Raw genomic sequence first — 22,062 nt, 5'->3', positions numbered from 1 at the left:
CATGGCACAAACGCAGAAAAAACAGCAGGATATGGGCACGGGTGACGTGAAAAAGCTCCTGCTCCAGCTGATGATCCCCGCCGTTGTGGCGCAGGTGGTCAACCTGCTGTACAACATCGTGGACCGCATCTACATCGGCCACATCTCGGGGATCGGCGCGGCGGCTCTGACCGGCGTGGGCCTGTTCACCCCCATCCTGATGCTCCTGAACGCCTTTGCCATGCTCATCGGCTCCGGCGGCGCGCCCCGCACCGCCATCGCCATGGGCCAGGGCGACAAGAAGCAGGCAGAAAAGATCGTCAGCAACAGCTTTACCATGCTGCTGCTCTTCTCGGTCGTCCTGACTATCGTCTTTTACGCCGCCGCACCCACCCTGCTGCGGCTGTTTGGTGCCAGTGACACCACCCTGCCCTACGCTCTGGCTTACAGCCGCATCTACATTCTGGGCACCATCTGCGTGCTGATCGTGCTTGGCATGAACACCTTTATCACTGCGCAGGGCTTTGCCAAGATCAGTATGCTGACCACCGTTATCGGCGCGGTCATCAACATCGTGCTGGACCCCATCCTCATCTTTGGGCTGGGCATGGGCGTAAAGGGCGCTGCCATTGCCACCGTGCTGAGCCAGGCAGTGGGTGCCATCTGGGTCATCCGCTTCCTCACCGGCCCCAAGACCATCCTCAAGATCCGCAAAGAGGACATGAAGCTGGAAGGGAAGATCATCATGCCCGTGCTGGCACTGGGCATTTCCACCTTCGTCATGCTCTCCACCGAGAGCCTGCTGTCCATCAGCTTCAGCTCCAGCCTGGCCCGCTACGGCGGTGACGTGGCCGTGGGTGCCATGACCGTGATCACCAGCGCCTCCCAGCTGTGCACCATGCCCATCTCGGGCATCTGCCAGGGCGGCCAGCCGGTGATGAGCTTTAACTTCGGCGCAGGCAAGAAAGACCGCGTCAAGCAGGCATTCCGCTTCCAGCTGACCCTCTGCCTGAGCTACACCACCATCTTCTGGCTGCTGATGATGCTGGTTCCCGGTGCAGTGGCTGGCATCTTCACCTCGGATGCCTCCCTGATCGATTACACCACCTGGGCCATGCGCATCTATATGGCTGGCATCTTCTCCACCGGTGTCCAGATCGCCTGCCAGCAGAGCTTTATGGCGCTGGGTCAGGCCAAGGTCAGCCTGCTGCTGGCCTGCCTGCGCAAGCTCATCCTGCTCATCCCGCTCATCTTCATCCTGCCCCATGTGGTCGCGAACCCCGTGTTCGGCGTGTTCCTTGCCGAGCCCGTCAGTGACATCATCGCCGCTACCGTGACCGCCACCACCTTCTTCCTCCAGTTCAATAAGATCCTGGACAAGGGCGCTGGCAGGGTCTGATGCCTTGTCCGCCCGAAAATAATCATCCGTATCACCACAACCATCTGATCAAAAAAGGAGTATCCTCGTGGAAAAGAATGTTCTGAACACCGACCTGTCCGGCAAGGTTGCCGTGGTCACCGGTGCCAGCGGCACCCTTTGTTCCATTTTCGCCAAGGCTCTGGCCCGGGCAGGAGCCAAAGTGGCTCTGCTGGGCCGCAACATGGAGAAGCTGAAGGAGCTGGCCAATGCGATCGAGGCAGAAGGCGGCGTGGCCAAGGGCTACACCTGCAATGTTATGAACAAGGCCAACTGCCTGCAGGTGGCAGAGGAGGTGATGGCGGATCTGGGTCCCTGCGACATTCTGGTGAACGGTGCCGGCGGCAACAACCCCCGGGCCAACACCGACAAGGAATTCTTCGAGATGGCGGATCTGGACGATGACACCGTGACCTTCTTCGATCTGGACGAGAGCGGCGTGGAGATGGTGTTCAACCTGAACTTCATCGGCACCCTGCTGCCCACGCAGGCCTTTGCCCGGCAGATGGTGGGCCGCCCCGGCTGCAACATTATGAACATCTCCAGCATGAACGCCTACCTGCCCCTGACCAAGATCCCGGCCTACTCCGGCTCCAAGGCTGCCGTCACCAACTTCACCCAGTGGCTGGCAGTGCACTTCAGCAAGGTGGGCATCCGGGTCAACGCCATTGCCCCGGGCTTCTTTGCCAGCGAGCAGAACGCACGGCTCCTCTACAACGAGGACGGCACCCCCACCGCCCGCACCGAAAAGATCCTGGCTGCCACCCCCATGGGCCGCTTCGGCGACAGCGAAAAGGATCTGGTGGGTGCCCTGCTGTTCCTGCTGAACAACGAGGCTGCCGGCTTCATCACCGGTATCTGCCTGCCCATTGACGGCGGCTTCTCCGCCTACTCTGGTGTCTGATGAGGGCCCCGGCCTGAGCCGCAGACCCTGAGAGAAACAATAAGAGCCCTGGGGCTGCAATTTTCTGCAGCCCCAGGGCTCTTTCTCGTTTTTTACAGACCGGCCAGCAGGATGGCCAGCACGGCTTTCTGCACATGGAGACGGTTCTCGGCCTCGTCAAAGATCTCGTCGGCGTGCTCTTCAAAGACAGCGGTGGAGATCTCCTCGCCCCGGTGCGCAGGCAGGCAGTGGAGGAGCATGGCATCGGGCTTTGCGCCCTCCATCAGCCTGCCAGTCACCTGGAAACCCGCGAAGTCCCGCAGGCGGCGCTCACTCTCGGGGGTGCCGGGGGCCGTGTTCCATGCGGCGGTCACCACCACATCGGCATCCTTCACACCCTTGGCGGGGTCGGTGAGCAGGTGAAACTTTTCGCCATACTTGTGGGCGAACATCAGCACGTCGGCGGCAGGGCGGTAGCCCTCGGGGCAGACACAGGTCACACGCATCCCTGCCAGCAGGCCGCCTACGATGAGGCTGTTTGCCATGCTGCAGCCATCGCCGATGAAGCAGAGCTTCTGGCCCTCCAGCGTGCCCCGGCGTTCCCGGATGGTCATCAGGTCGGCCAGCACCTGGCAGGGATGGGCGTAGTCGGTCAGGCCGTTGATCACGGGCACACCGGCCAGCTCGGCAAACTCTTCCAGATCGCGCTGACGGTAAGTGCGCCAGACCACGCAGTCGTAGTAGCGGCCCAGCACCCGGGCGGTATCCTTGAGGGGCTCGCCCCGGCCGGACTGCAGCTCGGTGGCGGCGTTCATGTAATTGCCCAGACCGCCCAGCTGGTAGACACCCACCTCAAAGCTGGTGCGGGTGCGGGTGGAATTTTTGGAGAACACCAGCGCCACGCTCCTGCCCTTGAGCAGCGCCGGGGTCGTCCCGGCCTTCTGCTCTGCCTTGAGCTCCTCCGCCACATCAAGGATGTGGTGGAGCTCAGCGGGGGAGAGGTCGCTCATTTTCAGCAGATGTTTCATGCCTGCTCCTTTGGAGCCTTCTGCTCCATCTCGGTCAGCACCTCGTTCAGGATGCCCAGAGCCTTTTCCACATCGTGGGCGGTCAGGGTCAGCGGGGGCAGCAGGCGCAGGCGGCTCTTGGCCGTGAGCACCAGCAGGCCCTTTTCGCGGCAGGCGGCCAGCACGTCCGCGGCCTGGATGCCGCCAAAGAACTCGATGCCCACCATCAGGCCAATGCCGGAAAGGTTCTTGACCATGGGCAGCTTGGCCAGACCAGCACGCAGCTGGACGGCCCGCTCACTGACATTGGCCAGGAAGCTCTGATCCATCCGATCCACCACCACGTTGGCACCGGCGCAGACCACCGGGTTGCCGCCAAAGGTGGAACCGTGACTGCCGGGGCCCATGCCCTCGGCGGTCTTTTCGTTCAGCAGAACGGCACCGATGGGCAGGCCGCCGCCCAGGCCCTTGGCCAGCGTGACGATATCGGGCTTGAGGTTGTAGTGCTCACAGCACAGGAAGGTGCCGGTGCGGCCCACGCCGGTCTGCACCTCGTCCACGATGAGGACAAGGTCCTTTTCATCACAGAGGGCGCGCACGGCCTGCACATACTCAGGGTCCAGCGCCATCACGCCGCCCTCGCCCTGGATCAGCTCCAGCATAATGGCGCAGGTATGGCGGTCCACCAGTTCCCGGAGGCCTTCGATGTCACCGGCGGTGGTATAGACAAAACCCTCGTTGAAGGGGCCGAAGTAGTTGTGGAACACCTCCTGACCGGTGGCGGTCAGGGTGGCAATGGTGCGGCCATGGAAGCTGTTGACCAGCGTGATCACAACATCGCGGCCCTTGCCGTAGTGATCAAAGCTGTACTTGCGGGCAGCCTTGATGGCACCCTCGTTGGCCTCGGCACCGGAATTTCCAAAGAACACCTTGTTCATGCCGGTGCGCTTGCACAGCTTTTTGGCCAGCTTGCCGCAGGGGGCAGTATAGTAAAGGTTGGAGGTGTGCTGCAGCTTGTGGGCCTGCTCGGAGACAGCCTCGGCCCAGGTCAGGTCGCAGTAGCCCAGGCTGTTCACGCCGATGCCGCTGGTGAAATCCAGGTACTTCTGGCCCTCGGGGCCCTCGGCATACAGGCCGTGGCCCTTTTCCAGTGCAATGGGGTTGCGGTTATAGGTGTGCAGGACATATTCGTTGTCCCGCTTGATGACTTTTTCGGAATCCATAGATATACCCTCCTTGGTTAGCGTCCTCGCCCTCTCAGTCTCGCATTCGCTCGCCAGCCCAGGTTGTGGCTCCCAGCAGCTGCTTCGTGCAATTGCACTCGCACCTTGCTGGCCACTGCCCCAACAACTCCTCCCTCAATCCGCCACTGGCGGCGGTCGTCGTCGTTGCCCCCAAAGGGGGAGCCTATTCATCTTTATTATATCGCCCGATATAATTTTCAGCAAGCCTTATTCCTGATGGCTGCGGCGGTAGAACCGGGTGCCGGAACCGCGGTTGGAGAACAGCTCCAGCAGAATGGAGTGGGGCACGCGGCCATCGATGATGACCGCCTCGTGGACTCCCTGATAGATGGCATCGGCCATGCCGCCGATCTTGGGGATCATGCCGCCCGCAATGATGCCGGCAGCCTTGTAGCCCTCGATCTCGCTGACCTCCACCTCGGGAATGAGGGTGGTCTCATCGTCCTTATCCCGCAGCAGGCCGGCGATATCGGTCATGGAAACCAGCTTCTCGGCCTTGAGGGCAATGGCGATCTGTGCGGCGGCGGTGTCGGCGTTGACATTATAGGCCTGACCCAGATCGTCCATGCCCACCGTTGCGATCACGGGGATATAGCCGCCGTCCAGCAGGGTAGAGATCAGGGTGGGGTCCACATGGATGATCTCGCCCACATGGCCCAGCGCTGGGTCCAGCTCGGTGCAGCGGAGCATCTGGCCGTCCATGCCGCACAGGCCCACGCCGCGGCCGCGCAGCTTTGCCACAAGGTCCTTGTTCACCTTACCGGCCAGCACCTGCTGAACGATCTCCATGGTAGCGTCATCGGTCACACGCAGACCGTTGTTGAAATGGCTCTCCACGCCGACTTTTTTCAGCATCTCGTTGATGGCCGGGCCGCCGCCGTGCACCAGCACCACCCGCACCCCCAGCAGGGTCAGGGTGACAAGGTCGTTCATCACGGCGTTTTTCAGCGTCTCGTTGATCATGGCGTTGCCGCCGTATTTGATGACCATGGTCTTGCCATGGTATTTCTGGATGTAAGGGGTCGCCTCCGAAAACAGGAGGGCCATTTCTTCGTTCTTCATATACTCTCCTTGCCGCCAGCACACTTGCTCCGGCATTCATTTTCTACCAGACAAACTCCTTCCGTCATCGCTGCGCGATGCCACCTCCCTCAAAGAGGGAGGCTTTCAGGCCCCTTCCTTGAGGGGGCTGTCGCCGCAGGCGACTGGGGGAGTTTTATCAGGTCCGATAATCCCCGTTGATCTTCACATAATCATAAGTCAGATCACAGCCCCATGCCTTGGCGCTGGCATCGCCGGTACCCATATCCACCTTGACAAGGATATCATGCTCCGCCAGAACTTTGGCAGCCTCGTCCTCGCTGTAGGGGTGGTAGGCGGCGTTCTCGCAGACATAGACCTCACCTGCGGCACTGCTCAGCCAGACACAGACCTTGTCGATGGAGAAATCGCCGGGGGTGTAGCCGATGGCGCAGAGGATGCGGCCCCAGTTGGCATCGCGGCCAAAGACAGCAGCCTTGAACAGGTTGGAGCAGACCACGCTGCGGCTGACGGCTCGGGCCGTTTTCAGGTCGGGGGCGTGGGTCACCTCGCAGGTGATGAGGTGGGTGGCACCCTCGCCGTCACCGGCGTGCTCAGCGCACATGTGCTCAGCAATGGCGGTCAGGGCCGCCACAAAGGCATCGTAGTCGGCGTTCTCTTCGCAAATCTCGGGGTTTCCGGCCAGACCGGAGGCCATGATGATCAGGGTATCGTTGGTGGAGGTATCCAGGTCCACACTCATCTGGTTGTAGGTGCCGGGCACCACGGTCTTGAGGGCCTTTTCCAGCAGAGCGGGGGAAACGGCGGCATCGGTGGTGTAGAAGGCCAGCATGGTGGCCATGTTGGGGGCGATCATGCCGCTGCCCTTGCCAATGGCACCCACGGTGCAGGTCTTGCCGCCCAGCTCAAACTGGATGGCGTACTCCTTTTTGTGGGTATCGGTGGTCATAATGGCCGTGGCCGCATCGGTGCTGCCCTGCGCAGTGGCCGCCAGCTTTGCGGCAGCGGCAGGGATTCCCCGGGCAAAGGGGTCAATGACCATGGGCTGGCCAATGACACCGGTGGAGGCGGGCAGCACATCCTCTGCGGGGATGTGCAGTGCCTCGCTCACCAGCGCACAGCACTCCTCGGCCAGAGCCATGCCGTTGGCGGCGCAGGTATTGGCGTTGCCGCTGTTCACAAGGATAGCCTGTGCATAGCCGTCCTTCAGGTGGGCACGGTCCACCTTGATGGGTGCGCCGCAGACCTTATTGGTGGTATAGACACCGGCGGCGGCACAGCGCACCTCCGCCTTGATGAGTGCCAGATCGTATTTTTCATTATGATTTGCGCGGATGCCGCAATGCACGCCAGCCGCTGCAAAGCCCTTGGGGGCACAGATGCCGCCCGCAACTTCTTGATACATACTACTTTCTCCCTTCAGCATCCTCACCCTCTCCGTCAGCGCTAACGCGCTGCCACCTCCCCCAAAGTGGGAGGCCTTGGCATTCCCCGCAGAGTTTGCGGTTTTGTCAAAAGCTCTCCCTTCGGGAGAGCTGGGCGCGAAGCGGCCTGAGCGGGTGAGCCATTTCATTCCAGACCCTCCGTCTCTTCAAAACCGAGCATCAGATTCATACACTGGACTGCCGCACCGGAAGAGCCCTTGCCCAGATTATCAAACAGGGAGACCAGCATCATCTGATCCCCGGCGGCGTTCACGGTGCTGTACAGCTCCATGCGGTCGGTACCGGCCATAGCGTTGGAATACAGGCCGTTCTCGGGCAGCGGCTCGTTCAGGGCGTGCACCTTGATGGTGGCGGCATCCCTGTAATACTCCGCCAGCCCTGCGGCCACCTTTTCGGCACCGCCCCAGACCGGCTGGAAGGGCACCAGCACCTGCATCCCGCTGTAATAATCGCAGACCACAGGCACAAAGGCGGGCGGGTTTGCCAGCCCGCTGATCTTCTGCATCTCGGGCAGATGCTTATGGGCAAGGCTCAGACCGTAGCTCTTGGGTGCATCCAGCTTGCTGTGGGCCGGACGGTCGGGGCTTTCGTAATCGGCGATCATCTTTTTGCCGCCGCCGGAATAGCCGGAAATACCGGTGCAGCTGTAAAAATCACCCGCTCCGGCAAGGCCCAGCTCCACCAGAGGCCGCATGATGCTGATAAACCCGCTGGCATAGCAGCCGGGCACCGCCACGCGGCAGGCGTTTTTGATCTTTTCCTTCTGGCCCCTGAGTTCCGGGAAGCCGTAGACCCAGTTGGGATCCGTGCGGAAAGCCGTAGAAGTATCCAGCACCTTGACATCCGGACGGAGCAGGGGCATGACCTCTCTGGAGGCGGCATCCGGCAGGCAGAGGAAGGCGAGGTCAGCCGAATTGATGACCTTTGCCCGCTCGTTCACGTCCTTGCGGCCCTCCTCGGAGATGGAGAGCAGTTCAATTTCGGGTCGGGCGGCCAGACGGTCGGCAATGCGCAGACCCGTGGTGCCTGCGGAGCCGTCGATAAAGACCTTTACGCTCATGCGTTGTTCGCCTCCCATGCGGCCAGCTGGTCCATGGCCAGCCGGATCTGGTTGTTGACGCTTGCCTCGCTGGGGCCGCCGTAGCTGGTGCGGCCCTCACAGCACTTGATGAGGTCGATGGCATCATAGATATCGTTCTCGAACAGGGCGCTGTAGCCCTTGAATTCGTCAAGGGTCAGTTCCTCCAGGGTCTTATCCTTTGCGATGCAGTCGGAGACCATGCAGCCGGTCAGCTTGTAGGCATCCCGGAAGGGCATCCCCTTCTTGGTCAGGTAGTCGGCGCAGTCGGTGGCGTTGATAAAGCCCTTGGCGGCAGCGCGGCGCATGTTGGCGGGCAGGGTCTTCATGGTGTCCAGCATGGGGGTGACGGTCTTGAGGCACAGCTCCAGCGTATCCACCGCATCAAAGATGGCTTCCTTGTCCTCCTGCATATCCTTGTTGTAAGCCAGCGGAATGCCCTTCATCATCACCAGCAGGGTGTTCAGGTCGCCGTAGACGCGGCCGGTCTTGCCGCGGATCAGCTCGGTAACATCGGGGTTCTTCTTCTGGGGCATGATGGAGGAGCCGGTGGTAAAGGCATCGTCCAGCTCGATGAACTTGAACTCCCAGCTGCACCAGAGGATGATCTCCTCGGAAAGACGGGACAGATGCATCATGCAGATGGAGATGGCGTTGGCCAGCTCGATGCAGAAGTCACGGTCAGAAACGCCGTCCAGACTGTTGGCGCAGGGTGCGGCAAAGCCCAGCTTTTCGGCGGTGAACTGACGATCCAGCGGGTAGGTGGTACCGGCCAGAGCGCCGGAGCCCAGCGGGCACTGGGCATCCATGCGGGCAGTGGCATCCTCAAAGCGCTGCAGGTCGCGCAGAAGCATGGAGGCGTAGGCCATCAGCGCATGGCCAAAGGTGATGGGCTGGGCGCGCTGCAGGTGGGTGTAGCCAGGCATGACAGCGGTGGTATTCTCCGCGGCCTTCCTGCAGATGACCTTGATGAGCTCCACGATGTAAGCCTGCAGGGTGTGGCTGTAGTCCCGCAGGGTCAGGCGGATATCCAGCGCCACCTGATCGTTGCGGCTGCGGCCGGTGTGCAGGCGCTTGCCTGCATCGCCGATGCGGGCGGTCAGGGTCTGCTCCACGAAGGTATGCACATCCTCGGCGTTGGGGTCGATCTCCAGCGCACCGCTTGCCAGATCGTCGGCAATGGAGGCCAGCCCGCTGAGGATATCCTCGCAGTCCTTTTCGGAGATGATGCCCTGCTTGGCCAGCATGGCGGCGTGGACCCCGCTGCCGCGCATATCCTGCGCGATCATCCGCTGGTCAAAGCGGATGGAGGAGTTAAAATCATTGACGCGCGAATCGACCGCCTTGGAGAAGCGGCCCTTCCAGAGTTGTTCTGCCATCGTTATTGTCCCTCTATCTCGTAAAGTATCTTTATCTTACGGAAAGCTTTTCCTCCGTACAACCTCTCCGTCATCTTCGCTTTGCTCGATGCCACCTCTCCTAGTAGGAGAGGCCTTGGCATACCATCGCGTTTTCGGGGGTTGGCGCTTCGCTCCTGTTTGCCCTGCGGCAGGCATTGGCTTTGGAGCGTCAGTGATTATTGCGAAAAATAAATCTTCTGCCAAGGGCTCCCCTACTAGGGGAGCTGCCAAGCGCCAGCGAAGGCTGAGAGGTTGTACAGAGACGGGCCTGACCACAAGCATACATTTCCTTTATAAACGGCAAAGCCGCCGCAGGGGAAAACGCTCCTGCGGCGGTGCCGCCGGCAACTATGCCGGTTTTGGAACTCCGTTGTGAAAGTGTAGAAAACACACCGGAGAGAAAGTTGGCTTTGTGTGATCCCGGTGGATCAGCCGCTTAGTCCTCGATCTTCGGCCAGCTCTTGGACAGCTTTGCGCGCTCCTTGATGGACAGGCCGAACAGGTTGATGAAGCCTGCTGCGTCTGCCTGGTTGTAATCCTCGTCCTCACCAAAGGAAGCAGTCTGCTCATCGTACAGGGTGAACGGAGAGGTGACACCGGCGTTGATCATGTTGCCCTTGTACAGCTTCAGCTTCACATCGCCGGTCACGGTCTTTGCCAGGCTGTTGGCAAAAGCATCCAGAGCCTCACGCAGCGGGGTGAACCACTGGCCGTTGTAGACGATGTCGGCGTACTTCTGAGCCAGCTGCTCCTTGAGGTGTGCGCTTTCCTTGTCCAGGGTGATGGTCTCCAGAACATTGATGGCCTTGTACAGGATGGCACCGCCGGGGGTCTCGTACACGCCGCGGCTCTTCATGCCCACCAGACGGTTCTCCACGATATCCAGCAGACCGATGCCGTTCTTGCCGCCCAGCTTGTTCAGATACTCCACCAGCTCTACAGCGCCCATTTCCTTGCCGTCAACGGCAGTGGGAACGCCCTTTTCAAAGTGGATGGTCACATAGGTCGGGGTGTCGGGAGCCTGCTCAGGGCTGACACCCAGCTCCAGGAAACCGGGGTGGTTGTACTGGGGCTCGTTGGCGGGGCTCTCCAGATCCAGACCCTCGTGGCTCAGATGCCACAGGTTCTTGTCCTTGGAGTAGTTGGTCTCACGGTTGATCTTCAGGGGGATGTGGTGAGCCTCGGCGTAGTCGATCTCTTCGTCACGGCTCTTGATGTCCCACTCACGCCAGGGAGCAATGATGGCCATATCCGGGCACAGGGCCTTGAGAGTCAGCTCAAAACGCACCTGATCGTTGCCCTTGCCGGTGCAGCCGTGGCAGATGGCATCTGCGCCTTCCTTGATGGCGATATCGGCCAGAGCCTTTGCAATGCAGGGGCGTGCAAAGCTGGTGCCCAGCAGGTAGTCCTCGTACTTTGCACCGAACTTCAGGGTGGGGAAGATGTAGTTCTCCACAAAGTCCTTCTTCAGATCCAGAACGTACAGCTTGGAAGCGCCGGTAGCCTTGGCCTTTTCCTCCAGGCCGTCCAGCTCAGTGCCCTGACCCACGTCACCGGAAACGGCGACGACTTCGCAGTTGTTGTAGTTTTCCTTCAGCCAGGGAATGATGATGGAGGTATCCAGACCACCGGAGTAGGCCAGAACGACTTTTTTGATGTTTTCCTTTTTCATAATAAACGCGCTCCTTTTAATAAAAATACACTTTTGTACCCTGATGCGCACTTTCCCTTCGCATCCTCTGTCTTTGATTCGCAGTTGATGCTTTTATTATACGCCACGCGGCTTTTCCGTCAATGCTGAAAACTGCCAAACATGCCGCGCATTTGCGGCAGGATTTGTTACACTTTGTATGTTTATGCAATATTATTTGTTTATATTCAAGTTTTATGCAGTTAAAATGTATATATGAAATGCAAAAAAGCGCCCCGAAGGACGCTTTCTTTATGCCTGGTATCTTCCCAGGATCTCCTCCACCTGTTCCTGTGTCAGCGGGTGGGTGGGCTCCGGCTTTTCATTGCCCCTGCGCAGGGGCAGCCACCAGGTGGACAGGCCCAGCCAGCCGAACTTATAGGCAGTGTGGGGCTCACGGCCCACGCAGGTGAAGCCCAGGCGGGCATGGATACGCTCACTGGCGGGGTTGGGGTCTGCCACAAGGGCGTAGACATTCCAGTAACCCATCCCGTCCAGAATATCCAGCAGGGCACGGTAGAGGGTATCCCCCACACCAAAGCCCCGGGCATCGGGGGCACAGTAGATGGTGCTCTCCACAGCCCAGTCGTAGGCCTCCCGGGGGTGGTAGCGGTGGGCGCAGGCGTAGCCCAGCAGCTTACCATCCCCATCCCGGGCCAGCAGCAGAGGGATCAGCGCACGGGTGCTGTCCACCCAGTCCTCATACTCCGGCAGGGAAGAGGGCGTTACCTGAAAGGTTGCCGTGTGGTGCAGGACATACCAGTTGTAAATGTCCAGGATCTCCGCCGCATCGGCCCGGGTGGCCAGCGAGAGCCGGGGCAGGTTCTTCTCAGCCCATTCGGCGCACAGGGCCTCCTTCTGCGCCTTGGTCAGCTTTTTCAGGGCTGCTTCCCGGCGCAGGGCGGCGGATTTGTCTGTGCACCGTTCCAGATACGCGAACCGCTGTGCCCCCAGCGCACGGGTGCACTTGGCTCCCTTCCCGCTCTTGTGGGCGTGCAGGCGGCTGGCCGGGTCATTTGTCCAGCCCGTGTAGAGCTGGCCGCCTGCGCAGCGCACCATATAGACATAGGCCCGCTCCGTCTTCTCCGCTTCCCCGCTCATATCACAGTCTCCCGTTGTTTTTCAGCACCTGACGGCAGGCGGCCAGCGCCGTCTCCTTGTCCTTTGCGGTGATGAGGAAGCGGCTGGCGTGGCAGAAGCTGATGCCCTCGATGCCGCTCTTCTGCTCAATGATCTCCTGCGGCTGACCCGCCCAGCTCTGGGGGAAAGGCAGCTTCGGCTTTTTGGTCTTGTGGTCGGTCACGCACTGGGCACTCCACCCGCCGCGCTGGCTGGGGTAGATGACGAAAAGGGCATCGGTCTTGTACAGGCCATTCTTCCAGGGCAGGTAGCAGGGCAGGATCACGATGCCGTCCCGGGAATTCTTATAGGCCTGCTGCACTTTTTCGTCGGCGCGGTTCACGGCGTTCGCGCTCTCGATCTGGTTTTCCAGGATCTGCTTTGCCACAGCCACCGCCTTGAAGAAGCAGGTGTCCTGATCCTCCTTGGAATCCCACACCGGGTTGAAGAAGCCGATGGCATCGCACAGGCTGTTCTGCTCGCCGGTGTTATCGTTCAGGTCAAGGGGCTGGATAAAGTTTTCATCGATGAGCCGGGCCTGACGCTCCCCCACCAGCCCCGGGCCCAGCACCCGCCACAGCAGGCCGAAGGCCGCATAGGGGATGCCGTTGGCGCGGTACTCGCGGGGTTCCTGATGGTGATCGAACATGCCAAAGCCGATATCATACACGATGCCGTCGAAATCGTCCGGCACCACAAAGCCGCGGGTGATCCTGATGTCCGGCCGGATGATCTGCAGCAGCGCCGTTGCAAATACGTCGTCCGCATGGAACTTGCCGGCGTGGGTAAATCCGTTTGCAGGAATTTTCATAACAGCAATACCTCGTTCTCTTTCTTTGGGAACAGTATATCACATTCTGAAGCAGGGGACAATAAAACCCCGGAACATGGAGCTTTCTTCCTTGTCCCGGGAAAATTCAAAGTTATTCTTCCAGAATCCATTTTCCCTTGCGGGAGCTCCCCATCCGTTTCAACTGCCCTTGTTCCTGCAGCTTTCGGAAATAATATTTTACCGTATTCGGATTTAATCCTAACTGCTCTGCAACTTGTCTCTGTGAAAATTCCGGATTCTGCCGAATAACAGCCATGACAGCTTTGATCTGTTCCCACTGATCCGATTGGGTGGCGGATTGGGTGGTAGATTGGGTGGCGGATTGGGTGGCGGATTGGGTGGTGAAGCCTATTTCTTCTGTTTCACCCCCCAGCGGAACCAGGATACGAAAAATATCTCCTTCGACAAACTCCGGTTCTCTGCCGGAATAGTACCGACTATATTTAAACAAATTTCTTACGCCAGATCCCAATTGATCTGCATAGCCAATATTCCGAAAGAAAGATGCAATAATAGGATTTTTAGGATTTGGTTCCAGGTTATCCAATGTGATCACCGCTGTCTGTGTTGCACGATTTGCATTTTCAACGTACATGCACTCTCGTTCTATCACGAATTTTGCTTGATAGGTGCTGGTATACTCCCTGTGGATCAAGGTATTGGCAATCATCTCACGTGTTATAATACTCCGCAGACTTTTGCGCTGGTCTCCTTCTAAAAAGAATTTATCCGGCAGATGTTTTCGTCCAAATTCCATCAATCGTTCATAACTTTCCACCAAATTTGTTTTTATGATCTCTCTGTCATCGTAGCGGTCTACATTTTCCCGTTTCAAAAGTGCATCTGTCACATAAGCAGGCACAACATCCATAATGAGATCATCTTTTCCAAGCAACATTACTGCGGCCAAATTGAACCCCTGCTGTCCTGTCATACGATCTTTACCATAAAGATGTGCACTCCTCAATAGTTCTTCATCCGTCATCCCATTCCACGGATGATTTTGACCACTGTTGTTCTCTGCCATTCTCCGCAGTCTTGGAAGCAGGTCCAAACGCAGATCTTCCGCCTGCACATAGGGATAAATTTTCCGTTCCGTGAAGATTTCCTGCTTTCTGATATACATTTGCGCAATTTGAGCAGTTGCCGTCACTTTAACGTCCGCATCATCTACACGGTCATAGATCACACGTTTATAGCTATGCACCTCAGCACTGGGCGGAACATGAACGTGAATAATCGTTTTTCCTCTATATTTCAGAATTTCCGGCGCAAGGTAAACGGTCGGTGTCAAAAGTGCCGGGTTACTGATACTGCTGATAAAGTTCTTCACCATATCAGATGCCGCTCTTTCCGGGATTCCCAAGACTGTGCCGTCATCCAGCACCCCCATAAAGAGATCCCCACCAAAGCGGTTCAGAAAAGAACATACCGTCTCATAAACATCATTTTCAATTCCGTTCCCACAGCGTTTGAATTCCACAGCAATGGTTTCTCCAATTTCAAAAACCGTTTTCAGCGTTTTAGCATCCATGCAAAGAACCTCCCTTACCTTGTGGGGCGTTTTGAATCTTATGAAATCAGTATATCACATTCTGAAGCAGGGGACAATAAAACCCCGGAACATGGAGCTTTCTTCCTTGTCCCGGGGCTGTTCTCTAACTTCTGGTCACTTTCTCTTCCGTGCTGTCTTTGTAACGGCACGGGTGGGGGTCTTGGTCACAGCCGTGGTGGGCTTCACGGCGGGGGAGAGGTTCGGCTTTTCGGTGAGGGCGGTGGTGGTGGGCTCGCCCAGTGCCAGCACCTCGGCCAGCTCCTTCTGCACCTTGGCGTTGACAGGGTCGTTCACGGCCAGCACATCGGAGTAGAACTGCTCCATCTCTTCGCGGGTGGAGAAGGTTGCAACGTACATCTGGTTGCCCATGGCACCGGACAGAGCCTCGGGGATGCGGTCCACCATCCGCATATTCTTCTGGTACTTCTGCATGATCTGCTCATGGCTGTACACAAAGTTTTTGCCATCGCGGCGGCCCGCAAAGGGGCAGTAGTAGTGCTCGCCCACCGGCATATCCGTGCCGCCGAAGGCGATCATATCTGCCCAGATCTTGTACACGTTGGTGGAGCGGGCAAAGTTGATCATATCCGGGGTAAAGCCGCCGCAGGGGCGCATATTGACCTCCAGCGCCACGAGCTGGCCCTTTTTGCCCATGCTGGCCTGATCCTCGGTCATGCGGAAGAACTCAAAGTGGACGAATCGGCTCTTCACGCCAAAGCTCTTGACGGCGGCACGTCCGGCGGCGCGGGTATCCTCGGGCAGATCCTTGATGATATAGTAGATGGAGTTATCGTTGTCGTTGACGATGTCCATGATGGACACCGGGCTGACGTTGCCCGCCTCAAAGATGGGGTTGCCGCTGCCGTCGATGATGGCATCGTAGCTGTTGACCTCGGCATGGACGAACTCCTCCATGATGTAGGCGAGGTCGGGGTGATAAGTGCTCTTGTAGAGCAGGAAGCGCTTCAGCTCCTCATCGCTGGACAGCTTATGGGTATCGGAGGCTCCCACACCGTTGTCCGGCTTGACCACCACCGGATAGCCCACCTCGTTGATGAACTTCCTGCAGCCCTCCAGGTCGTCCACCATGTGGTAACGTGCGGTGGCGATGCCGGCCTTCTGGTAATACTCCTTCATCTTGCTCTTGTACTTGATGCGGGGCATATCCTCGGTCTGGAAGCCGGACTTGATGTTGAAGTCCGTGCGCAGGGCCGCATCCCGCTCCAGCCAGTATTCGTTGTTGGATTCCAGCCAGTCGATGCGGCCATACTTGAAGGCGAAGAACGCCACCGCACGGTAGACCTCGTCATAATTCTCCAGACTGCCGACCTTATAGTATTCGTTCAGGCTGTCTTTCAGCTCCGGCTTCAGCTCATCATAGGGCTGGTCACCGATGCCCAGCACATTCATGCCGTCGTTTTTCAGCTCCCGGCAGAACTGCCAGTAGTTGGTGGGGAAATTGGGGGAGATAAAGATAAAGTTGCTCATGGTTTTTGATTCCTCTTTCTTGTTCACGTCCTCGCCCTCTCCGTCATTGCTTCGCAATGCCACCTCCCCCAAAGTGGGAGGCCTTGGCAGTCCCTGCAAAGTTCACGGTTTTGCCAAAGGCTCGCCCTTTGGGAGAGCTGGCAAAGCCGCAAGGCTTTGACTGAGAGGGTGAGCCGCCTTATCCTAGAATATAAGGCATATAATACACGACCTGCTGATACCACCAATCCCAGTCGTGCTTGACATCATAGCCCCACAGGTCCACCCAGATAGGGATGCCTTTCTGCTCAAAGATCTGCTTGAGCTGCCGGGTGGTATCGGGCTGCTCCCAAGCGCCCTGACCGCAGCAGATGACCGCCTTCCTGCTGCGGTAGAGGTCCATATAGGGGTGATCGGTGGGGAAGTTGGCCATGTAATCCACGGGGGAGTTCTGGTAGACCACCTCGTCCATGTAATCGCCAAAGCCGTATTTTGCGGTGTAGATGCCGCTGAGGGCCAGACAACCATCGAAAAGATAGGGGAACCGCAGGTAGAGGTTGACGGCATGGGTCGCGCCCAGGCTGCAGCCAAAGGCGATCACGCCGGGGAGGCTGTCCCAGCCGTTGCGCTCCTTGGCGATATATTGGATCTTGGGCACAACTTCCTCCACGATGTAGCGGATCCACTGCTCATAGCGGCGGATCCGCCAGTAGGGGTCGCCGTTGGTGTCGGACCAGGTCTCCTGATCGATGGTGTCGATGGAGATGACCATGATCTGCCCGGATTCGATCCACGGAGCCAGCGTACCGGCCATGTGGAAGTCCTCAAAGTCGAAGAAACGGCCATCCTGACAGGGGATAAAGAGCATGGGGCGGCCTGCGTGGCCGTAGACCTTGCACTCCATCTCCCGGCCCAGTGCGGGGCTGTAATCCTTGAAGTATTGTGTTTCCATGTAGTTCCCTCCTCTATAAAAAACCTCTCAGGCGCTCCGCGCCTCTCCTACCAGGAGAGGTGGCATCCCGAAGGAATAACGGAGCGGTTCAGTCCAACTCGTACATCAAAGTATGGAACACGAACGGCAGCTGCTTTTCCCAGCTGGCTTCGCTGTGGGTGCCGCCGGGCACCAGGCGGCCGGTCAGGTGGATGCCCCGGACCATGATCTTGCTGCACATCTCGGCAAATTCCCTGCGCATTCCCTCGTGGCTGCCCATCTCCTGGGAACCGTAGTCCATGTAGAGCACCGTGCCGGGCTCCAGCTTTGCGCGGCCCACCAGACCGCTGAGCTTTTCAGGAGACACCCAGATCGACGGCGACAGGGCTGCCGCGCGGCTGAAGGTATCGTTATGCTGCAGCAGGGCGTACAGGCTCATCAGGCCGCCCATGGAGCTGCCGCCGATGAACGTGTGCTCCCGGTCCGGCAGGGTGCGGAAATTGTGGTCAATGAAGGGCTTGAACCGGTGGATGAACCAGCTCATGGTCGCCTGCCCCTTGCCGTCAAAGTGGCCATAGGTCGGGTCATCGAAGCGGTAGGGCGAATACTCCACAAGGCGCTCGTTGTTGGGGCCTGCATTGCACTCCACTGCCGCCACGATGAGCGGGGTATCGGTGTAGTCCAGATAATCCGCCACACCCCAGCTCTTGCCGTAGGTGGCATCCGCATCAAAGAACACATTCTGGCCGTCGAACATATACAGCACCGGATACCGGCGCTCCGGGTCGGCTTCGTACATGGTGGGCAGGTAGACATACACCCGGCGCTGCTCCACGCCGTTCACCGCAGGATAGCTGACGCTCCATTTTTTGACCATATTCCAGTTCCCTCTCGTTTCTGTTTTTCTGCACATAGTCTAGCACTGTGCAGGCGGAAAAGCAATCGGGAGACAAAACCTCTCCGTCAATGCTTCGCATTGCCACCTCTCCTAGCAGGAGAGGCAAGAAAACGGTATCGTAAACTTGGCTCCCCTGACTAGGGGAGCTACCGCCGTAGGCGGCTGAGAGGTTCTATGATACGGCAAACGCCGCCCGGCATTTCCACCCGGCGGCGTTTGCAAAAATTCTGAACAGAGAGAAGCGCGGGAAGGATCAATACTTTTTCTCAACCGGAACGATCCAGCCCTTGGTATCGGGGATCTTGCCCCACTGCATCCCGGTCATGGTGTCGTACAGCTTCTGGGTCACAGGGCCGATCTTGCCATCGCCAATATAGGCGTGCTCGCCCTTCCAGACCAGCTCCTTGACAGGGGAGACGACTGCGGCGGTACCAGTGCCGAAGACCTCCTCCAGCTTGCCCTCACGGGCGGCCTGCATGATGTCCGCAATGGCCAGCTTGCCCTCGATGACATCATAGCCCCAATCCTTCAGCAGCTCGATGCAGCTGCGGCGGGTAACGCCGGGCAGAACGGTGCCGACGGTTGCAGCGGTGTAGACCTTGCCGTCGATCTTGAACATGATGTTCATGCTGCCGACTTCCTCAACGTACTTCTTCTCCACGCCGTCCAGCCACAGCACCTGTGCGTAGCCCTGCTCCTCGGCCAGCTCACCGGCCTTGATGGAAGCAGCGTAGTTGCCGCCGCACTTGGTGAAGCCGGTCAGGCCGGGAGCGGCACGGATGTATTCATCCTCAACGTAGATGCGGACGGGATTGATGCCCTCGGCGTAGTAAGCGCCGGAGGGAGCACAGATGATGCAGAAGATATAGTGCTTGGAAGCGTGCACGCCCAGACCCACATCGTTTGCAAAAATGAAGGGACGGATGTACAGGGAAGCGCCATCGGTATGGGGCACCCAGTCGCGCTCCACATCCACCAGAGCCTCAACAGCCTGCACAAAATCCTCTTCCGGGATCTTGGGGATGCACAGACGGTCAGCAGAATCCTGGAAACGCTTTGCGTTGCAATCAGGGCGGAACAGCTGAATGGTGTCATCCGCGGTGCGGTAAGCCTTCATGCCCTCAAAGATCTCCTGCGCATAGTGGAACACCACCGTGGCCGGGTCCAGCGGGAAGGGTGCATAGGGGACGATGCGGGCATCGTGCCAGCCCTCGCCCTCGGTATAATCCATCACAAACATGTGGTCGGTAAATTTCTTGCCGAAGCCCAGCTTGGTCTCGTCCTGAGGCTTCTCCTTGGGAGAAGTGGTACGAGTGATCTTAATATCCAACATGATATATTTCCCTCTTTTCTGATCTCACACAGCAGATTTTGCGCGGCACGCGCCCGCACCTGAAATGCCGAATGTTGTTTTCTATTATAGTAGCATGAGCCGGATTTGCAAGGAAACGCAAAATCTTTCATGTTTGGGGGCTGTAAGTTGTCGCAAATTGTGATAAAATGAAAATATAAGCCCTCTCAGTCAACGCCGATGGCGTTGCCAGCTCCCCCAAAGGGGGAGCCCATTGCGGCTTTTAGATTTTGGTTTTGCGAAAACCTTTCCCAAGAGGCAGAACAGCCTCTCCCTTCGGGAGAGGTGGCATTGCGAAGCAATGACGGAGAGGGTTATAATAAAAGGAGTTCTACCATGATCAACGGCGTGATTTTTGATATGGACGGCCTGATGTTCGACACCGAGCGGATGTGGGCCACTTTCTGGGAACCGGCGCTGGCGGCGCTGGGTCTGGAGTACAAGGAAGGCCTTGCCGAGGCTGAACGCGGCACTGCAGGCGAAACTTCCCGTAACATCGTGCGGCAGTTCTACGGAGAGGACTGCGATGCCAACGCCATCATCGACAGCCTGCACCGGGTGGCCGATGAGGAGTTCCAGAAACCGGTGCCCAAAAAGCCGGGGCTGGACGAGCTGCTGGCCTGGTTGGATGCCAACCACATCCCCATGGCAGTGGCCTCCTCCAGCCGTGTCCATGTCATCGAGGGCAACCTGAACAACTGGGGTCTGACCCACTACTTCAAGGCGCTGGTATCCGGCCAGCAGGTCAAGCACTCCAAGCCCGACCCGGAGATCTTCCTGCTGGCGGCGGAAAAGCTGGGCACCGATCCCGCCCACACGCTGGTGCTGGAGGACAGCTACAACGGTGTCCGCGCCGGTGCCGCCGGGGGCTTTGTCACCGTCATGGTGCCCGATCTGCTCCCCGCCGACGATGAGATGCGCGGCCTGTATACCATGGAATGCACCAGCCTGAACGAGGTGCTGGCCAAGCTGAAAACGGGAGAACTGTAATTGAGGGAAAGCTCCGCAAAATCGCCCCGTGTTCCGGGGTTTTATTGTCTCCCGTGTTATGTTACAATAAAAGAAAAGAAAAAAGGAGACATCCCCCATGAAGATCGCAATTCCTTATGAAAACGGTATGGTATTCCAGCACTTCGGCCACACGGCAGAGTTCAAGTTCTACGAGGTCGAAAACGGACAGGTGACGGCCAGCGAGGTCGTTTCCACCAACGGGCAGGGCCACGGCGCACTGGTGGGCTTTCTGGCCCAGCACAATGCCAATGCGGTGTTCTGCGGCGGCATCGGCCCCGGGGCACAGAATGCCCTTGCACAGGCAGGCATCCAGCTGTTCGGCGGGATCAGCGGCCCGGCAGACGCGGCAGTAGCAGATTATCTGGCCGGAAAGCTCCGCTTTGACCCCAACGCCCATTGCGACCACCACGACCACGGCGAGGGCCACCATTGCGGTGAGCATCATTGCGGCGGGCACTCCTGCGGCCAGTAACCCGTAACATCACAAACCCCGGAGCGATGCATCACCGCAAACGTTCCGGGGTTATTTTATGCCTTAGAAGAACCGGCAGAAGCCAGGGCAGTGCCGTGAGCGCTCGGCCTCATCTTGACAGCATTTTATTGGGACACAAAAGAGACGCTCTCGGTCTGCTTCGAGTCGGCCGGGCGGGGCGGGTCTGCCTTGGTCAGCATCTGCTGGAATTTCCGCGCCGCCGTGTTCAGCGGACGGTGGCGGTCGTAAACAAGGCAGATCGAACGGGTCGGGATGATCTCCTGCAGATGGAGCTGCACCAGCTCGCCACGCTCCAGGCCATCCCTCGCCATGGGTTCCGGCACAAAGGCAAGGCCCAGCTCGCTTTTGACCAGCGTGAGCATCTGGTCGGTGGTGGCGGCTTCCGTATCCGGCTTGAGGACCGCGCCGTGATCCAGGAAGAACTGCCGGTACAGGCTGCGGGTCACGCTCTCGTCGCTGAGGGAGATGAGGGGATAGCTGCGCAGCTCCTTCAGGGTCAGGCTCTGACTTGCCAGTGCGGTGAAGGTCCTGCCACCCACCAGCACCTCGTAAAACGGCTTCAGCTCCACCATTTTCAGCCCCGACTCGATCTCCGCCGGGGTGCTCACAATGGCAAAATCCACCTCGCCGTTCTTCACGGCCTGCACCGCCTGCGGGGTGGAGTGGTTCGAGATGCGCAGCCGAATGCCGGGATATTCGGTATGGAAATCCCGCAGCTTTTTGGAAAGATAAATGTTGAGCGCCGTCTCGGTGGCGCTGATGCTGATGGTTCCGTGCTCCAGCGTGGCACTGGCGCTCAGCTCCTCTTCGGCATCCTGGATCTGCACCGCCGCCGAAGCAATGCGGGAGTAGAGCATCTCGCCTTCCGGTGTCAGGGTCACACCCCGGTTGGAGCGGATGAACAGCACGCAGTTCAGCTGGCTTTCCAGCCGGTTCATCGAGTGGGTGATATTGGGCTGATTGTTGCCCAGAACCCGCGCGGCCTTGGTAAAGTTTTGATACTTCGCCACATAATAGAAGATCTTGTAATACTCCCAATCCACATACATGATATGCCTGCCTCCTCCATGTAAAAATCGCATTGCTGCCTTGTGCAGAATACTTTTTGCACATTTTATTCCTGCCCGTATCATAACAACTGCAATCGAAAATTGCAAGAGGAAATTGAAAAATAGTACACCTATCAGGATGAGCACGGCAAGAGCTGCGACAAATGGGAGA

General features: G+C 58.4%; 19 protein-coding genes. 4 read left to right on the top strand and 15 right to left on the bottom strand.

The genetic code is table 11. The features are described from left to right. The first annotated feature begins 1 nt into the window (after position 1). Positions 2-1,378, top strand: a complete 1,377-nt coding sequence (locus tag MTP42_RS00655) for an MATE family efflux transporter (protein ID WP_156059139.1) — start codon at positions 2-4, stop codon at positions 1,376-1,378. 67 nt (positions 1,379-1,445) lie between these two features. After that, positions 1,446-2,300: an SDR family oxidoreductase gene (locus MTP42_RS00650; RefSeq protein ID WP_005928852.1), complete on the top strand. Its 855-nt coding sequence runs from the start codon at positions 1,446-1,448 to the stop codon at positions 2,298-2,300. A gap of 92 nt (positions 2,301-2,392) precedes the next feature. On the opposite strand, the gene argF is transcribed toward MTP42_RS00650, so the two are convergent. The 14 genes from argF to MTP42_RS00580 form a co-directional block, all read right to left on the bottom strand. Continuing rightward, entirely contained in the window at positions 2,393-3,307 is a 915-nt protein-coding gene (argF, locus tag MTP42_RS00645) for an ornithine carbamoyltransferase (RefSeq protein ID WP_249257729.1), read from the bottom strand. Further along, complete coding sequence (locus MTP42_RS00640; protein WP_035393208.1) at positions 3,304-4,509, bottom strand: acetylornithine/succinylornithine family transaminase; 1,206 nt, start codon at positions 4,507-4,509, stop codon at positions 3,304-3,306. Before MTP42_RS00640 ends, argF begins: the two co-directional genes overlap by 4 nt. A gap of 228 nt (positions 4,510-4,737) precedes the next feature. Then, a complete protein-coding gene (argB, locus tag MTP42_RS00635; RefSeq protein WP_097773048.1) occupies positions 4,738-5,592 on the bottom strand; it encodes an acetylglutamate kinase in 855 nt (284 codons plus the stop codon). Positions 5,593-5,749: 157 nt separating this feature from the next. Further along, positions 5,750-6,976, bottom strand: coding sequence for a bifunctional glutamate N-acetyltransferase/amino-acid acetyltransferase ArgJ (argJ, locus tag MTP42_RS00630; protein WP_249257728.1), 1,227 nt, complete (start codon positions 6,974-6,976; stop codon positions 5,750-5,752). Between the two features lie 164 nt (positions 6,977-7,140). Beyond that, positions 7,141-8,076, bottom strand: coding sequence for an N-acetyl-gamma-glutamyl-phosphate reductase (argC, locus tag MTP42_RS00625; protein ID WP_249257727.1), 936 nt, complete (start codon positions 8,074-8,076; stop codon positions 7,141-7,143). Next, positions 8,073-9,473, bottom strand: coding sequence for an argininosuccinate lyase (gene argH, locus MTP42_RS00620; RefSeq protein WP_005928872.1), 1,401 nt, complete (start codon positions 9,471-9,473; stop codon positions 8,073-8,075). The genes argC and argH overlap by 4 nt, the downstream gene beginning before the upstream one ends. Positions 9,474-9,930: 457 nt before the next feature. Beyond that, on the bottom strand, positions 9,931-11,166 hold the full coding sequence (locus MTP42_RS00615) for an argininosuccinate synthase (RefSeq protein WP_227611808.1): 1,236 nt from the start codon (positions 11,164-11,166) through the stop codon (positions 9,931-9,933). Positions 11,167-11,436: 270 nt separating this feature from the next. Beyond that, entirely contained in the window at positions 11,437-12,285 is an 849-nt protein-coding gene (locus MTP42_RS00610) for a GNAT family N-acetyltransferase (RefSeq protein WP_098923908.1), read from the bottom strand. Between the two features lies 1 nt (position 12,286). Beyond that, entirely contained in the window at positions 12,287-13,114 is an 828-nt protein-coding gene (locus tag MTP42_RS00605) for an MYG1 family protein (RefSeq protein ID WP_156066706.1), read from the bottom strand. Positions 13,115-13,226: 112 nt separating this feature from the next. Next, positions 13,227-14,669 carry an RNA-binding domain-containing protein gene (locus tag MTP42_RS00600; RefSeq protein WP_249257726.1) on the bottom strand — a complete coding sequence of 481 codons (1,443 nt, stop codon included), beginning with the start codon at positions 14,667-14,669 and terminating at the stop codon, positions 13,227-13,229. 135 nt (positions 14,670-14,804) lie between these two features. Continuing rightward, the gene (locus tag MTP42_RS00595) at positions 14,805-16,235 is read right to left on the bottom strand and encodes an ATP-grasp domain-containing protein (protein WP_442899444.1); all 1,431 of its coding nucleotides are present in this window, start codon (positions 16,233-16,235) and stop codon (positions 14,805-14,807) included. 121 nt (positions 16,236-16,356) lie between these two features. Next, positions 16,357-17,109: an esterase family protein gene (locus MTP42_RS00590; protein ID WP_249257725.1), complete on the bottom strand. Its 753-nt coding sequence runs from the start codon at positions 17,107-17,109 to the stop codon at positions 16,357-16,359. Positions 17,110-17,197: 88 nt separating this feature from the next. Continuing rightward, a complete protein-coding gene (locus tag MTP42_RS00585) occupies positions 17,198-17,965 on the bottom strand; it encodes an alpha/beta hydrolase (RefSeq protein ID WP_249257724.1) in 768 nt (255 codons plus the stop codon). Between the two features lie 274 nt (positions 17,966-18,239). Next, positions 18,240-19,319 carry a branched-chain amino acid aminotransferase gene (locus MTP42_RS00580; protein ID WP_005928914.1) on the bottom strand — a complete coding sequence of 360 codons (1,080 nt, stop codon included), beginning with the start codon at positions 19,317-19,319 and terminating at the stop codon, positions 18,240-18,242. Between the two features lie 354 nt (positions 19,320-19,673). Between MTP42_RS00580 and MTP42_RS00575 the strand changes: the two genes are divergently transcribed. Next, a complete protein-coding gene (locus MTP42_RS00575; protein WP_097769827.1) occupies positions 19,674-20,327 on the top strand; it encodes an HAD family hydrolase in 654 nt (217 codons plus the stop codon). Positions 20,328-20,424: 97 nt separating this feature from the next. Then, a complete protein-coding gene (locus tag MTP42_RS00570; RefSeq protein ID WP_249257723.1) occupies positions 20,425-20,820 on the top strand; it encodes a NifB/NifX family molybdenum-iron cluster-binding protein in 396 nt (131 codons plus the stop codon). Positions 20,821-20,945: 125 nt separating this feature from the next. Here MTP42_RS00570 and MTP42_RS00565 read toward each other — a convergent pair whose 3' ends face one another. Further along, positions 20,946-21,890, bottom strand: coding sequence for a LysR family transcriptional regulator (locus MTP42_RS00565; RefSeq protein WP_249257722.1), 945 nt, complete (start codon positions 21,888-21,890; stop codon positions 20,946-20,948). Positions 21,891-22,062 lie beyond the last annotated feature (172 nt).

Source organism: Faecalibacterium sp. I2-3-92, from assembly GCF_023347315.1.
Lineage (GTDB): Bacteria > Bacillota > Clostridia > Oscillospirales > Ruminococcaceae > Faecalibacterium > Faecalibacterium duncaniae.
Note: the sequence above shows the minus strand (reverse complement) of the source record. Positions and strands in the feature narration are given on the sequence as shown.

Bases quoted from the DNA above. Each gene is read 5' to 3' on its own strand.
- MTP42_RS00655 (WP_156059139.1), top strand. From the start codon at position 2: ATGGCACAAACGCAGAAAAAACAGCAGGATATGGGCACGGGTGACGTG.
- argF (WP_249257729.1), bottom strand. From the start codon at position 3,307: ATGAAACATCTGCTGAAAATGAGCGACCTCTCCCCCGCTGAGCTCCAC.
- MTP42_RS00640 (WP_035393208.1), bottom strand. From the start codon at position 4,509: ATGGATTCCGAAAAAGTCATCAAGCGGGACAACGAATATGTCCTGCAC.
- argB (WP_097773048.1), bottom strand. From the start codon at position 5,592: ATGAAGAACGAAGAAATGGCCCTCCTGTTTTCGGAGGCGACCCCTTAC.
- argJ (WP_249257728.1), bottom strand. From the start codon at position 6,976: ATGTATCAAGAAGTTGCGGGCGGCATCTGTGCCCCCAAGGGCTTTGCA.
- argC (WP_249257727.1), bottom strand. From the start codon at position 8,076: ATGAGCGTAAAGGTCTTTATCGACGGCTCCGCAGGCACCACGGGTCTG.
- argH (WP_005928872.1), bottom strand. From the start codon at position 9,473: ATGGCAGAACAACTCTGGAAGGGCCGCTTCTCCAAGGCGGTCGATTCG.
- MTP42_RS00615 (WP_227611808.1), bottom strand. From the start codon at position 11,166: ATGAAAAAGGAAAACATCAAAAAAGTCGTTCTGGCCTACTCCGGTGGT.
- MTP42_RS00610 (WP_098923908.1), bottom strand. From the start codon at position 12,285: ATGAGCGGGGAAGCGGAGAAGACGGAGCGGGCCTATGTCTATATGGTG.
- MTP42_RS00605 (WP_156066706.1), bottom strand. From the start codon at position 13,114: ATGAAAATTCCTGCAAACGGATTTACCCACGCCGGCAAGTTCCATGCG.
- MTP42_RS00600 (WP_249257726.1), bottom strand. From the start codon at position 14,669: ATGGATGCTAAAACGCTGAAAACGGTTTTTGAAATTGGAGAAACCATT.
- MTP42_RS00590 (WP_249257725.1), bottom strand. From the start codon at position 17,109: ATGGAAACACAATACTTCAAGGATTACAGCCCCGCACTGGGCCGGGAG.
- MTP42_RS00585 (WP_249257724.1), bottom strand. From the start codon at position 17,965: ATGGTCAAAAAATGGAGCGTCAGCTATCCTGCGGTGAACGGCGTGGAG.
- MTP42_RS00580 (WP_005928914.1), bottom strand. From the start codon at position 19,319: ATGTTGGATATTAAGATCACTCGTACCACTTCTCCCAAGGAGAAGCCT.
- MTP42_RS00575 (WP_097769827.1), top strand. From the start codon at position 19,674: ATGATCAACGGCGTGATTTTTGATATGGACGGCCTGATGTTCGACACC.
- MTP42_RS00570 (WP_249257723.1), top strand. From the start codon at position 20,425: ATGAAGATCGCAATTCCTTATGAAAACGGTATGGTATTCCAGCACTTC.
- MTP42_RS00565 (WP_249257722.1), bottom strand. From the start codon at position 21,890: ATGTATGTGGATTGGGAGTATTACAAGATCTTCTATTATGTGGCGAAG.